At 68.9% G+C, this 14,088-nt stretch carries 12 protein-coding genes; 8 read left to right on the top strand and 4 right to left on the bottom strand.

All coding sequences use genetic code 11. From position 1 onward, the window contains the following. Window positions 1-5: 5 nt before the first annotated feature. The 3 genes from ACO6VK_RS13570 to ACO6VK_RS13560 form a co-directional block, all read right to left on the bottom strand. Window positions 6-632, bottom strand: a complete 627-nt coding sequence (locus tag ACO6VK_RS13570) for a response regulator (protein WP_422507942.1) — start codon at window positions 630-632, stop codon at window positions 6-8. Between the two features lie 210 nt (window positions 633-842). Continuing rightward, entirely contained in the window at window positions 843-1,724 is an 882-nt protein-coding gene (locus ACO6VK_RS13565; RefSeq protein ID WP_422508098.1) for a LysR family transcriptional regulator, read from the bottom strand. 70 nt (window positions 1,725-1,794) lie between these two features. Continuing rightward, a complete protein-coding gene (locus ACO6VK_RS13560; protein ID WP_422507940.1) occupies window positions 1,795-2,775 on the bottom strand; it encodes a helix-turn-helix transcriptional regulator in 981 nt (326 codons plus the stop codon). A gap of 118 nt (window positions 2,776-2,893) precedes the next feature. Between ACO6VK_RS13560 and ACO6VK_RS13555 the strand changes: the two genes are divergently transcribed. From ACO6VK_RS13555 to ACO6VK_RS13545, 3 genes are all read left to right on the top strand, one after another. Beyond that, entirely contained in the window at window positions 2,894-3,499 is a 606-nt protein-coding gene (locus ACO6VK_RS13555) for a glutathione S-transferase family protein (RefSeq protein ID WP_411850982.1), read from the top strand. A 98-nt stretch (window positions 3,500-3,597) separates the two neighbouring features. Then, the gene (locus ACO6VK_RS13550; protein WP_422507938.1) at window positions 3,598-5,046 is read left to right on the top strand and encodes an amidohydrolase family protein; all 1,449 of its coding nucleotides are present in this window, start codon (window positions 3,598-3,600) and stop codon (window positions 5,044-5,046) included. A gap of 203 nt (window positions 5,047-5,249) precedes the next feature. Then, the gene (locus ACO6VK_RS13545; protein WP_422507936.1) at window positions 5,250-5,438 is read left to right on the top strand and encodes a hypothetical protein; all 189 of its coding nucleotides are present in this window, start codon (window positions 5,250-5,252) and stop codon (window positions 5,436-5,438) included. Between the two features lie 91 nt (window positions 5,439-5,529). Here the strand turns inward: ACO6VK_RS13545 and ACO6VK_RS13540 are convergent, their stop codons facing one another. Then, entirely contained in the window at window positions 5,530-8,382 is a 2,853-nt protein-coding gene (locus ACO6VK_RS13540; protein WP_422507934.1) for an autotransporter outer membrane beta-barrel domain-containing protein, read from the bottom strand. A gap of 83 nt (window positions 8,383-8,465) precedes the next feature. On the opposite strand from ACO6VK_RS13540, the gene ACO6VK_RS13535 reads away from it, so the two are divergent. The 5 genes from ACO6VK_RS13535 (at window position 8,466) to ACO6VK_RS13515 (ending at window position 13,859) form a co-directional block, all read left to right on the top strand. Further along, window positions 8,466-9,461, top strand: coding sequence for an alpha/beta hydrolase (locus tag ACO6VK_RS13535; RefSeq protein ID WP_422507932.1), 996 nt, complete (start codon window positions 8,466-8,468; stop codon window positions 9,459-9,461). 119 nt (window positions 9,462-9,580) lie between these two features. Further along, a complete protein-coding gene (locus ACO6VK_RS13530) occupies window positions 9,581-10,963 on the top strand; it encodes an ATP-binding protein (RefSeq protein WP_422507930.1) in 1,383 nt (460 codons plus the stop codon). A 45-nt stretch (window positions 10,964-11,008) separates the two neighbouring features. Continuing rightward, on the top strand, window positions 11,009-12,052 hold the full coding sequence (locus tag ACO6VK_RS13525; protein ID WP_422507928.1) for a heme/hemin ABC transporter substrate-binding protein: 1,044 nt from the start codon (window positions 11,009-11,011) through the stop codon (window positions 12,050-12,052). Continuing rightward, on the top strand, window positions 12,049-13,092 hold the full coding sequence (locus ACO6VK_RS13520) for a FecCD family ABC transporter permease (RefSeq protein ID WP_422507926.1): 1,044 nt from the start codon (window positions 12,049-12,051) through the stop codon (window positions 13,090-13,092). The genes ACO6VK_RS13525 and ACO6VK_RS13520 overlap by 4 nt, the downstream gene beginning before the upstream one ends. Then, a complete protein-coding gene (locus ACO6VK_RS13515; RefSeq protein ID WP_422507924.1) occupies window positions 13,089-13,859 on the top strand; it encodes a heme ABC transporter ATP-binding protein in 771 nt (256 codons plus the stop codon). The genes ACO6VK_RS13520 and ACO6VK_RS13515 overlap by 4 nt, the downstream gene beginning before the upstream one ends. Window positions 13,860-14,088 lie beyond the last annotated feature (229 nt).

Raw genomic sequence — 14,088 nt, 5'->3', positions numbered from 1 at the left:
CGGCTTCACAGGTTGCCCAGCTGGTGCCGCAGGGTGTAGAGGTCGCCGTCGCTGCGCAGGCCCAGTTTGCGGAACGCAGCGTGCTTCTGGGTGCTGATGGTCTTGATGCTGCGGTGGCGCTTGAGCGCGATCTCCGACACCGTCATGCCGGTCATGCACAGCTGCAGCACCTCGCGCTCGGCGTTGGACAGGTGGCTCTCGTCCGGTTCGTCGCCATACTCGGGCGGTATGTAGGTGTCGCCCTGCGCGATCTGCACGATCGCGCGGGCAAGCTCGTCCAGGCGGTCGTTCTTGGTCACCACGCCATTGGCCCCGGCGTGAAGTGCGCTGCTGATGATCACCCGGTTGACGTGCGCCGAGAACATCAGCACGCCCATCCGTGGATGGCGTTGACGGATCTGCCGGACCACCGCCAGTCCCTCCACGTCGGTGGCCGACAGCGCGTAGTCGACGATGGCGATGTCCACATGCTGGCTCGCCAGCGTGGCCAGCAATGCGCTGCTGTGCCCGTGGCTCCCGACAACCGAGAACCGCCAGTCGTTGGACAGGTGGATGCGGGTGCCGTGGCGGACGACATCGTGATCGTCCAGCAGGGCGATCTTCAGTGTGGCGCCGGCGGGGTGTCCGTTCATGCGATCAGGATGTCGTTGGACAAGGGAGTCGCGCGATCTGGGAGGTGACACATTCTCCCTTTTCCGCCCGATCCCCGAGACGCCTGATGGTGACTTTAGGACGATTCCTATGTGCTAAAGGGGGTGTTGGTCACTGTCCAGGTGCTTGCGCCTTGTGCAGGAAGCACTTCGCATCTGCACCCATCGGGACGATGCAGATGCGTGATCGCGTCAGCGTGACGGGCGTTCCAGAAGCCTGGCCAGGCGGCTCGCCAGTTCCAGCACCAGCGGGTCGGCGGTGGCCCGGTGCAGCATCGCGATTTCGATGGTGTCCACCGTGCGCAGTCCCTGGCGGGCGCCCAGCGGGGTGTGCTCACGGGTGACCGCGCGGGCCGGCAGCAGGCTGATCCCCATGCCGTCGGCCACCGCGCCCTGGATGCCGCCAAGGCTTGAGCTGGTGAAGGCGATGCGCCAGCGGCGCCCCAGTGCCTCGATCGCGTCGATCAGCTCGTCACGGTAAAGACCGCGCGGCGGAAAGGTCACCAGCGGCACCGGATCCTGCTGGAAACAGGGGCTGCGGGCACTGTCCACCCAGCGCATCGTCTCGGGCCAGCAGGCGTTGGCGGCGCGGGCATGCCGGCGCTGCTTGACCAGCACCAGGTCCAGTTCGCCGTGGTCGTAGCCGTTGGCCAGATCGCGGCTCAGGCCGCTGGTCACCTCCAGCTTCACCTGCGGGTGCCGGCGGTTGAACGCCCCCAGCAGCTGGGTGACGCGGGCGTTGACGAAATCCTCGGGCACGCCGAGGCGGACGGTGACCGCCACCGTTGCGCCCGCCAGCGCCTCAACGAGCTGCTCATTGAGCGCGAGCATCTGTCGCGCATGTGCGAGCAGGGTCTGGCCGGCGTCGGTGGGGTGAACATCGCGATTGGCCCGGATCAACAGCGCATGCCCGGCCATGTCTTCCAGCCGGCGGATCTTCTGGCTGACGGTTGACTGCGTGGAGTGCAGGCGCGCGGCGGCCGTGGTGAAACTGCCGCAATCGGCGACCGTGACCATCGCCCTCAGCAGATCCAGGTCGAACAGCGTTCGATTCGGTTTCGCACTGGCGGGCATGGTGGCATCCATCTTCGGCATGGGCCTGCGTTCTAGCATGGGGGCTGGCTGCCGGCAAATGGCGGCACCGCTAGCGGTTGGCGTCTGTGCCGGTGCCCGCCAGGCTGCGCGCCACGCGCGCGCCCGCCTCGCGCAGGCGCTCGCGCAACGCAGGTGGCCCGACCACCTCGAACTCCAGCTCCAGGGCGAGCAGCCAATACACCACCGCCCCCATCGGATGGGCGGCGCAGCGCAGCAGGCAGCGCTGCGCATCCACCGCCTCGAGGGTGCCGGCCGACGCTGGGATGCACTGCCGCATGGCTTCCAGCGGCGCATGCAGGATCACCTCCGCGCCGTCGCCGCGGCCACCCAGCGACAGCGCGCGGTCGACGAAGGCGCGCAGATCGCCACCCTCGGGACCGGGGCGCGGCCGGAAGTGCGCGCCGATGACGGGCGTGGAGGTAATGCGGTCGATGCGGAAGGTGCGCCAGTCCGTACGGGCGGTGTCCCACGCCGCCAGATACCAGCGGCGTTCGGCGTTGACCACGCCGTGCGGCTCGACGCAGCGATGGCTGGGCTGGCCCTTCTGGTCGGCATAGTCGAAATGCACGTGCAGCTGGTCACGGCACGCGCCGGCCAGGGTGGCGAGCAGGGCGGCATCCACCAGCGGGCCACGCTGGTCCAGCGGCAGGATGGTGGCGCGCAGCGCGTCCAGTCGCCGGCGCAGCCGCGGCGGCATCACCTGTTCCAGTTTGACCAGCGCGGTGATCGCGGTCTGCTCGATGCCGCTGATGGTGCCGGTCACGGCGGTGCGCAGGGCCAGTGCCGCAGCGAGGGCCTCTTCATCGTCGAGCAGGACCGGCGGAAGCGCGCGGCCGGCGCGGAACGCGTAACCGCCGGCGACCCCGCTGCTGGCCTGGATCGGGTAGCCAAGTGCGCGCAGGCGGTCGATGTCGCGGCGCAGGGTGCGCGGGTGCACCGTCATGACCTCGGCCAGGCCGGCGCCGGTCCAGTGCGGGCGGGATTGCAGCAGCGCGAGCAGGCGCAGCAGGCGGGCGGACGTGGTGAGCATGGGGGCAGGGTGCCGCTTATCGAGGACAGAAGCTGTCCGCAATGGTGGCTAGCCTGTGTTGGCGGTGCAAGCCCTTCGGTGGCGCACCTTCCACCCTTCCCTGACCCAGGAGTTTTCCATGTCCCTTGTCTTCTATTGGCACCCCATGTCCAGCGCCACCCCAGTGGCCTGCGCGCTGGCCGAGCTGGAGGTCCCGCACGACCGCGTGCGCATCGACATCCGCAACGGCGAGCAGCGCACGCCGGAGTATCTGGCGATCAATCCCAACGGCAAGGTGCCGTGCCTGGTGGTGGACGGCACCCCGATCTTCGAGGGGCTGGCCATCCACCTGTGGCTGGGCGCGCGCTTCGGTGTGGCCAAGGGGTTGTGGCCGGCCGAGGACACGCCGGAGCGCCTGCAGGCGATGTCCTGGTGCGCATGGGCCTACGTGACCTACATGGCGACCCTCCACGGGCTGCGGCTGGCGACGATGGATGGCCCGCTGCGCAGTGCCGACCACGCGGCCGCAGCACTGCAGGATGCGCGGCACCTGCTCGACATCCTCGACGCGCGCCTGGCGGCGCAGCCGTGGATGCTCGGCCCGGCCTACTCGCTGGTGGACCTGGTGGTGGCCCAGGTGGTCGGCTACGGCACGTACGAGGGCGCTTCGGTGGACGCGCATCCGCATGTGCAGGCCTGGCTGGCGCAGGTGCAGGCGCGCCCGGCGATGCAGGGCGAGGCATGAGCCCAGTGGGTCGCTGAATATGCAGCAGTGCAAAATTTAACTGGTGAATGGTCTCCCCGGCGCTTTAAGGTGCCGGGGAGTCTTCTTTTCCGGTTGCCATGAACGCCACTTTCCGCCTTGCCCTGCCTGTCCTGCTCACGCTGTCCGCGCCCGCCATCGCGGCCGAACATGCCGACCTGATGATCCAGCACGCCACCATCGTGGACGTCGAACACGGCCGCACGATTCCCGGCCAGACGGTGGTGGTGCGCGGTGAGGACATCGTCGCGGTCGGCGAAGACCGTGCCATCGCCAAGGCCTGGACGGCATCGCGCCGGGTCGAGGGCAGGGGGCGCTACCTGATTCCCGGCCTGTGGGACATGCATGTCCATTTCGGTGGCGGTCCGGCGCTGATCGAGGAGAACAAGGCGCTGCTGCCGCTGTATATCGCGCACGGCATCACCACCGTGCGTGACGCCTCCGGCGATCTGCCGGAACAGGTGCTGGCGTGGCGCGGGCAGATCCGCCGTGGCGAACTGGCGGGCCCGCAGCTGTTCACCTCGGGGGCCAAGATCGAAGGCATCAAGCCGGTCTGGAAGGGCACCATCGAGGTGGGCAGCCAGGCCGATCTTGATGCCGCGTTCGTGCGGCTCAAGCGCGACCAGGTCGATTTCGTGAAGATCACCGACAGCACGCTCACCCCGGACCTGTTCCTCGCCGCCGTGCGCGGCGCGCGTGCCAACGGACTGCGTGCATCGGGCCATATCCCGATGGCGCTGACCGTGCAGCAGGCGGTGCATGCCGGGATCAGCTCGATCGAGCACCTCGACTATGCGTACAAGGCAGGGGTCAAGGACGAAGCGGCCATCGCGGCCGACTTCGCCGCCAAGCGCATCGATCGTGCGGAAGCCAACCGACGGCTCGACGCCGGCTTTGATCGCGATACCGCGATGGCGGCGTATCGCGGCTTCGCGGCCAAGGGCGTGTACGTCACCCCGACGCTCAACGGCGGGCGCATTCTTGATTTCCTCGATCAGGACGATCACGCGCACGATCCTTACCTGGCCTACATCGGTCCGAAGCTGCAGGCCACCTACGCCTGGCGCGTGGAGCGTGCGGCCAAGGCAACGCCGGCGCAGATCGAGGCGCGGCATCGCGAGTACCACCAGGTGGCCGCCGTGCTGCCGATGCTGCAGCAGGCGGGCGTGACCGTCATGGCCGGTACCGATGCCGGCTTCCTCAACTCGTTCAACTACCCGGGCATCGGGCTGCACGAGGAACTGGCGCTGTTCGTCAAGGAAGGGTTGACCCCGACGCAGGCGCTCTCCGCGGCCACCCGCGCCGGCCCGGCGTGGTTTGGCACGCTGGACCGCTACGGCAGCGTGGGTGAAGGCAAGGCTGCCGACCTGGTGCTGCTGGCGCGCAATCCGCTCGACGACATCACCGCCACGCGCGCGATCGACACCGTGGTGCTGCGTGGGCAGGTGTACGACCGCAAGGCGCTCGATGCACTGCTGGCGCAGGTGCGCGGCAAGGTGGCTGCGTGGCAGGCCGAGGCGGTGCAGTAACGCGGCGCCTACGCCCCTCGTGTTGCGGCACCGTGACGTTTCCGCACTGGGGCGTGAACGTGCACGCACGCTGTTCTGAATTGTTTACGCACATGTGGGCAGCGTCTACGTCGCGATGCCGCAACGCACATGCAGGTAACGCAGGCCAACCTAGGGTGGATTCACCGGCATCACACGCGATGCCGGGCACCGGAGGCAGCATCATGGCAAACCAGCAGAATCCGCAGCAGAACCAGCAGAACCCGCAGGAGCAGAAGCGCCCGCAGGAGCAGCAGGGCCAGCAGAGCCAGCAGGATCGCGACGCACCGGGCAAGGGCCAGCAGCAACAGGAGCAGGCCGACCAGAAGCGCGAGCGCGGCGGTCAGCAGGGTGGGCAGGACGCCGAAGAATAAGCGCCCGTTGCAGCAGGCAATCCGCGATGTCCGGCCCACGTGGCCGGGGCGGATGCCGCCCGGAGCGCGTGCGCGCTGCGGGCGGCCACAATCACCACGCCGCCCGCAGGCCAATCTGCGCGGCGGCATCGCGATAGCCGTTGTTGCCCCGCTGAACCCGCAGGTCGCCCCAGGCCAGCCAGCGTTGGCCGAGCTGCAGCTGCGCGCCGGCCTGCGCTTCGTAGCGGCTGTCGGGAAGATCGGCATCGAGACGCTCGGCATTGAAGCGCAGCGCTTCGGCGCGGGAACTGTGCAGCCAGTTCACCGCGAGGAACGGCTGGACCCGGTTGCCCGCTCCCATCCGATTGCCGAACAGGCGTAGCCCCACGCGCGTCTGGAGGCCGCCGGCGGTATCGTCTTCGACGAGGGTGCCGTTGGCTTCCTGCACGCGATCACTGGTGATATCGGTGTAGACCAGCTGCACCTGCGGCTGCAGGTAAACCTCGCCCTCATCGGAGCCGTGCAGGCGCCACGCGTAGCCTGCTTCCAACGATGCGCTGCGGCTGCGGGCGTCGTAGGTTTCCTTCGTCAGGCTGTCGCCCTGCACCTCGTTGTCGAAGCGCGCGTACTGGGCCCAGGCATCCACGTACGCGCCACGACTGCTGTCGCTGTCCTGCACCCAGCCCACATACAGGCCGGCCGCGTCGCCGCGGACCTTGCCGCGGGTGCGGTAGCCGGACAGCAGCGAGCGCGCCTCGGTTCGTGCCTGGCCGGTGGCCAGCATCAGCCCGAGCTGGCCACGCCCGCCCTGGCCCCACCGCCACAGGTCGGTGCCCAGGTGCACTGCATCGGTGTGGGTGGTGGTATCCACCTGGCCGGCGATGGTGGCCTGCAGCTGATCGCGCGTGGCCCGGATCCAGGTGCCGTTGCTTTCGCCATCCAGCCCCGGGGCGCCGCGGTCATGGCGGCGCAGCTGGAACATCTGCACAGCCGCTGCCTGGTTGGCCAGGTAGGCGCCCGGTTCGGGGCGGAGCACCGGAACGGGGTCGGCGGGGTCAGGGTCAATGGGTTCGACCGGATCAACCGGCTCGACAGGATCAACCGGGATTACCGGGATGACCGGATCAACGGGGTCAACCGGGTCAACCGGGTCAACCGGATCGACTGGATCGACTGGATCAACTGGATCAACTGGATCAACCGGATCAACGGGATCAACGGGATCAACGGGATCAACCGGATCAACGGGATCGACCGGATCGACCGGATCAACCGGATCAACCGGATCAACCGGTATCACCGGCACACAACCCGGCGCATCCGGGTTGATGTCGCAGGGATTGCCGGAGTACGTCGAGCGCAGGTACCAGTTGCCATTGGTCGGCGCGGCATCGGTGCCCTTGTGCAGGAAGTACTCGTACATGCCACCGACGGCACGCCCCTGCAGGACGAACTGGCCATTGGACGCACCTTCGACCCGTACCAGGCGGATGCCGTTGACGGTCTGGGCGCCGGCGCCGTTGATGTTGGTCACGGCGACCTGCGTGGTGCCGCCCGTCGCACCGGTCACGCGCAACGCGGATGTGTCGGCCGCATCGTCGGCAAGCACGGTGTTGAAGTGCAGCGTGCCACCCTGGCCGATGTAGTTGCCGGCAACGGTGAGGTGTGCGAACTGGCCCGTTCCGCCCAGCAGGATGTGGCTGCCCGCGCCCAGGGTGAGGTTGCCCGTATTGCTGTCCCCGCTGAGGGTCCAGCGGCCGCCCTGGTCAACGATGACGTCTGCCGCCCCCCGCACGCGGCCCGTCAGCTGCAGCGCGTCGAGAAAGCGCAGGGTGGTGTCGCCGGCGGCGGCATCCAGGACAAAATCGCCCGACAGCGTGCTGGTGCGGGCGGTAAAGTCGAGCGTTGCATTGGCGGCCACTTCGACCAGGTTGCCGTTGCCACCCAGCAGTGTTGCGCCGTTCTGGACCGTGATGCGTGCAAGTTCCGGCGTCAGGTTGGGGTTGACCCGGATGGCGCTGCCCGTCTGTCCCTGCACGGTGCTGCCATCGACGAGCACGTACCACTCATCGGGCGTGGAATTGATGGGCTGGTTGGTCGCCGTGACCGTCATCAGCAGGCCGTTGGTGCCGCCGATGACCTTGGAGCCCGCGCGGAACTCGGCGGAGCCTGCAATGGCGCGTGCGCCATTGATGCCGCCGGTCAGCGTGCTGCCCTGCGCGGTGACGATGCCCCCGGCGGCGAACTGCACTGCGCCGGTGGCCCCCCTGATCTGGCTGTCGATGAGGGTGAGGACACTTCGGGGGTCGCTGGCAGGGCCGTTCCCCAGCCCGTGGGTGATGGTGGCATAGCCGCTGGAACCGGCACCCAGGGCGGTGGTGTCGATGACCGAGTTCCGGACCGTCACCGTCGCATGGTAAGAGGCGACTCTGCCACGGGCAGTGGCCCCATCGAGCGTGACAATCGCGCCGCTGCCGCGCTGCGTTTGGTCTGCGCCGCTGCCGCGCCGCGTTTGGACTGCACCTATGCGTGCGCCGAGAACGTTGAGGGTGCCATACACGCTGAAGTCACGCAGTTCATTCGGGCTGCCGGGTCTCACCGTAAGGGTTCGGTCAGGCTGCACCTCCACCGCCTGCGCGGCGGCGGACTGCGCAAACAGCAGGCCGGCGGCGATGGCAGCGGCAAGGCACGTGAAGCGCTGGAGGGGGCGGGTGTTCCGGCCGACGGTGCGCGGGGCGGAAAGCGGGTGCGCGAATGACATGACGGGCTCCTGATGGACAAGAACGACCGATGCATAGTTCGGAGAGTTGTTCCGTTTCGCTGCCAGCCGCGCCTCGGGACTCTGCCGCTCCGCGTCATCTCGACGCATGAAGGGGTGAGCTCCCGGGCCCCCCGGGTGGACGCGCGCAGTAGTGCGCCTGCAGATGTGATGTTGGGGTGAATGCGGGGTGTCGAGCGCATGCAAACTGCCGCGTTGCCAGTGATACCCATTCGCATTTGCGTTACACTCGTGTGATGAAGATCCGCTCCATACCCTTGAATGCTCCGGTGTTTCCCTGGTTGCGCGTGGCCGGGATCGTGGTCGCGCTGGGCGTGTCCTTCTCGACGCCCGTTGCCGCGCAGCAGCGCAACCCGCTGCAGAAGGTGGGCTCGACCGTGCTCGACGAGCCTGCGCAGGGCTATCGCTTCGAACGTTTCGTGATCGACAGTCCCGATCATGCGCGTCGCTGGCGGGTCAACCTGGGCGTGCCGACCAAGGCCGCCTCGGTGCCGGCACCGGTGCTCTACATGCTCGACGGCAACGCAGCAGCGATGGTCTTCGACCAGGGCATGCTGAGCGAACTGGCCGCTGGCAAGGCGCCCGTGCTGGTGTTCATCGGCTACGACAACGACCTGCGTATCGACTCCCCGTCGCGCACCCTGGATTACACGGCCTGGGTCGATACGGCCGACGACGAGAACGGCGTCGCGCAGTCCAGTGGTGGCGGGGCGGCGGCGTTCTATCAGGTGATCGCACAGCGCATCAAACCCGAGGTGCAGCGCCGCACGCGCATCGATACGACGCAGCAGTCGCTGTGGGGCCATTCGCTGGGCGGCCTGTTCGTGCTCAGCACGCTGTACACGCATCCGACCGCATTCCAGCACTACATCAGTGCCAGCCCCTCGCTGTGGTGGAGCCAAGGCGCGCCGCAGGGGGCGATGGAGCAGCAGTTCCTCGACACCTACCGCGGCACCCCGGCGCAGCTCACCCTGATGCTGGGCGGCGACGAGCGCAGCGGCAACCGCGGCGTACGCGATCTGACCAACCCCCGCGTGGTGGCGCACCTGCGCCGCATCGCCGGAGCCACGCCGGACGCTGCCTACCAGTTGAGTGGACGCCTCGCCAAGGTGCCTGGCCTGCAGGTGAGCTATCGCGAGTTCGCCGGCCTGGGCCACGGCCCGATGCTGCCGGCGTCGCTGACGGCCACGCTCACCGCGCTGTACGGCATCGCCGACCGCAGCGCGACACCTGCGACGACGCCAACGACGAACACCGACGATTGATTTTTCCCTACCCAGGCAGACCCGTGGCCCCGTGCCACCGCCGCAACGGTTCGCGGCCACGCCGAGGCAATCCCTGTGACAACGCGCCGGATGCGCGCCCCCAACAGAAGGTTTCTGCCATGTACAAACTCAACTCCCTGCCGCGCCTGGCCACGCTGGCTCTTGCGCTGTCGATGGCTACCAGCAGCGCATTCGCGCAGCCGGTGTTCGACACCCCCGCCAACGGCTTCCGCGGCCAGGTCAGCAGCCGCGGCGAGAACGTGGTGCCGGGTACCCAGGCCGAAGTGACCGGCCGCCAGTTCGTGCCGGGCCAGCAGGTGACGCTGCTGCGCGGCGACACCGTGCTCAACGCGACGCCGTACGTGGTCGATGCGCAGGGCAACTTCAAGGCAACCGTCGCCATTCCGGCCGACGCGGTGCCCGGCCAGCACCCGGTGGTGGTGCGCGCCAGCCAGCCGGCTGCGGCCGCCGTGCTGTCGCTGCGGGTGTCGCCGAACCTGCCGCTGAGCGGCCAGCAGGCCTTCAATCAGGCCTCGGCAAAGCTGGTGCAGGGGCTGTACCAGAGCGCCTACAGCCCGGCGAGCAACGCCGTGTTCGTCACCTCGGCGGTCGGTCGCCCGCCGGTGACCCAGTCGCAGCTGCTCAAGGTGGACCCGAAGAGCCTGAAGGTGATCAAGGCGATTACCCCGGCGCAGGTGCCCGACGCCAAGGGCGGCAGCGTGTTCGCCGTGTATGGCGTGGGCGTGGACGATGCCAATGGCAACGTGTGGGTGACCAACACCCGCCAGGACACCGTGGCCGTGTACCGGCAGTCGGATCTGGGCCTGGTGCACCAGTTCCCGGTCGGCACCGTGCCGCACGCGCGCGACGTGGTCGTGGACGCCAAGCGCGGCAAGGTGATCGCCTCGGCCACCGGCGAAGACCATCTGTCGGTGTTCGATGCGAAAACCTTCAAGGCGCTGGAGCCGATCACGCTGGCGTCCGGCGTGGACGACGAGAAGTTCGTGCCGATGAGCCTGGTGCTCGATGAGGCCAGCGGCAAGCTGTTCACCGTGAGCATCGGCACGCCGGAAGCGGCCGTGATCGATGTGGCCAGCGGCAAGGTCGACAAGGTCATCGCGCTCGGCAATTCGATCAGCGCCTCCGGTGTTGCCTACGATGCGAAAAACGATCGCCTGTTCGTGGCCTCGCAGGGCACCGACAACCTGCTGATCGTCGATGTGGCCAGTGGCAAGGTGCTGCATGACGTGCCGGTGGGTGCAGGCGCGCTCAACGTGGCCTTCGAGCCGGTCTCCGGCCTGGCGTATGTGACCAATCGCGGTGCCGGCACGGTGACCGTGGTCAACGGCGACGGAAAGATCGTCGGCAACCTCGACGGCGGCACCTTCCCCAACCATGTGCGTGCGGATGGCAAGGGCAACGTCTTTGCCGTGAACAAGTCGCGTGGCGTCGAAGACCCCAAGGGCGACCGCATCACCCGCCTGGCGCTGCGCCAGCCGTAAGTACCGTGCAGGGCGGCCAATGGCCGCCCTGCCAGAGGAGCAACGATGAAGACGATGGGTTCCGTGCGGCTGCTGCCGCTTGCGCTGGCCGTGGCATTGACGGCCTGTGGTGGAACGGCGACGCCGCCGGCGGCGAGCACGGCCGACGCGGCGCCCTCGGCGACGGCGGCCGACGATGCCGGCGCCTTGCCGGCGGGCTGGAAGCGTGTGGATGGCGGGGCGCTGCCGACCCTGGTCGGGCAGGCTGCCGTATTGCCCGCCACGGTGCAGTCCGATGACGGTGCCGCAGTCACGGTCGATGACACCGGCAGGATCATTGTGGGCGGCGATGACGTGATCGCCGTGCTCGATGCGCTGGGACTGGGCAAGCAGGTGTTTGCGGCACCAAAGAACACCACCACGGCCAGTGGTCGCGCCGCGCCGCACCAGTTCCTGTTCAACCGCACCACCGGTGTGGAGGGCGTGCTGAGCCTGCAGGGCTCGCTGTTCCTGGGCAACAGCCTGCGCCGCCATACCGAACTGGCGCAGAAGCTGCGTGCGGTCGGCGAGCCGGCAGTGGTGGTCGACGACCTGCAGGCCGCGCCGGACAAGGTGCGCAAGATTGCCGCCGCCGTCGGTCTGGCCGACGCGGGTGTGCAGTTGGCCCGCGAGGTACAACAGCAGCTGGATGAAGCCGCCGCCATCGGCACGGCCAGCGGCCGCGCCGCGCGGGTGATCCATGTCTCGGCGACCGGTGCCGGTGGCGCACCGACCGTGGCCGGTGCGGACAGCGCGTCGGCCAAGCTGATCGCACTGGCCGGTGGGGTCAACATCGGCACCGAAGCCGGCGTGGCGAACTACTCGGCATTGAGCAATGAAGGCGTGGTCGCGGCGGCACCGGAGGTGATTCTGGTGACCGAGCACGATCTGGCGCTGTTCGGCGGGGCAGAGGGCCTGTGGAAGGCCTATCCCACGCTCAGGCAGACCCCGGCCGGGCAGGCCAACCGCGTCTGGGTGATGCCCGACGTGCAGCTCAAGTACGCGAGCGTCGGGTCCGGCGTAGGCGCGCTTGCGCTGGCCAAGGCGCTGGCGGCGCTGCCGCCGGCATGAGTCCTGCCGATCGCCGTCGTCGCCGCGGCCGAGGCATGCTGCTGCTGGCTGCGGCGGCGCTGCTGCTGGCCGTGCTCGCCTCGTTCGCGGTGGGGCCGTTGCGCTTGCCGCCGCTGGAGGTGCTGCAGGCGATCGGCGTGAAGCTGGGGCTGCTGGACCCGCACTCGGTCAGCGCCCGTGATCTCGCGGTGGTCTGGCAACTGCGCATTCCGCGCGCGTTGCTGGGCGCGATGGTCGGCGCTGCACTGGCGATGGCCGGTGCCAGCCTGCAGGGCCTGTTCGGCAACCCGCTGGCCGATCCGGGCATCGTGGGTGTCAGCCAGGGCGCGGCGCTGGGGGCGGTGGCCGCCATCGTGCTGGGCGCGGCCGGGGCGGCGGGGTGGATCGTGCCCGTGGCCGCCTTTGTCGGCGGCGCGCTGGCCATCGGCCTGACCTACGCGCTGGCTCGGCCGGGCAAGGGCAGTGGCAATGCCACGCTGTTGCTGGTGGGTATCGCGATGGCGGCGTTCTGTTCGGCACTGATCGGTTTCCTTACCTACATCGCCAGCGAGAGCGAGCTGCAGTCGCTGGTGTTCTGGCAGATGGGCTCACTGGCGCGCGCGAGCTGGGCCGACGTGGTGGCGGTGGTGCCGTTCTTCGCGATCGGTGCGCTGGCGCTGCAGCGCCTGGCGACCCCGCTGGACATGCTGGCCCTCGGTGAGCGCCAGGCGCAGCACCTGGGGCTGGACGTGGCGCGCACGCGGCGGCGCCTGGTGGCCTTCAGCGCACTGCTGGTGGGCGCGGCGGTGGCCTTCGCCGGCTCGGTGAGCTTTGTTGGCCTGGTCGTGCCGCACGTGGCGCGGATGCTGGTCGGCCCCGGGCATCGCTGGCTGTTGCCGGTGTCGGGCATCCTCGGCGCGGTGCTGATCGTCATTGCCGATACCGCCGCGCGCACGCTTGATCCGCCGGCGGAGATACCGCTTGGCCTGTTCTCGGCCGCGCTGGGCGCGCCGTTCTTCCTGTGGCTGGTGCTGCAGCAGCGCCGCAAGGACACGCCATGAGCGTGCTGCTGCAGATGCGCGGGGTGATCGTGCGCCGCCAGCAGCGCGAGATCCTGCACGGCATCGCGCTGGATTTCGTGCCTGGCACGGTGACCGCGCTGGTGGGGCCGAACGGCGCAGGCAAGTCGACGTTGCTGGCGGTGGCGGCGGGGGATCTGCGGCCCGACGTCGGCGAGGTGCTGCTGCAGGGGCGTCCGTTGCCGGGCTATACCGCTGGCGCGCTCGCGCGCGAGCGTGCGGTGATGCCGCAGGAGCACGGCGTGCGGTTCGCCTTCAGCGTGGAGGAGGTGGTGGCGATGGGGCGGTTGCCGCATCCGCCCGATCCGGTGGTGGACGATGCGCAGGTGGAGCAGGCGCTCGATGCGGCCGAACTGCAGGCACTGCGCCTACGCGAGGTGCAGCAGTTGTCCGGCGGCGAATCGGCGCGCACCACCTTTGCGCGTGTCCTGGCCCAGCAGACGCCGTTGCTGCTGCTGGACGAACCTACTGCGGCACTGGATCTGCGCCATCAGGAGCGCACGCTGCGCAGCGTGCGCGCCCTGGCCGATGCCGGCGCCTGCGTGATCGTGGTGCTGCACGACCTGAACCTCGCGGCCGGCCATGCCGACCGCATCGTGCTGCTGGAGCAGGGCAGGGTGGCCGCCGACGGCACCCCGGCCGAGGTGCTCACCGAAGACACGCTCGGCCGCGTGTACCAGCAGCCGGTCATCGTGCTGCAGCACCCGCAGCGCGGCGTGCCGCTGGTGGTAGTAGCCGACCCCACGTAACCGCGCAGAGCAGCCGACCAACGGTCGGCTCTACCGGCGTCAGCCTACCGTAGAGCCGGGCTCTGCCCGGCTGCGGCCACCGACGCACCATCACCGTCCAAGGCAGCCGACCAACGGTCGGCTCTACCCGCGCGGCGTCAACATTCCCGTAGAGCCGGGCTCTGCCCGGCTGTGGCCACCGACGCACCCTCACCGTCCAATGCAGCCGACCAAAGGTCGGCTCTAACCG

Source organism: Stenotrophomonas sp. GZD-301, from assembly GCF_049310345.1.
Classification (GTDB): domain Bacteria; phylum Pseudomonadota; class Gammaproteobacteria; order Xanthomonadales; family Xanthomonadaceae; genus Stenotrophomonas.
This window is presented reverse-complemented; position numbering and strand designations above follow the sequence as displayed.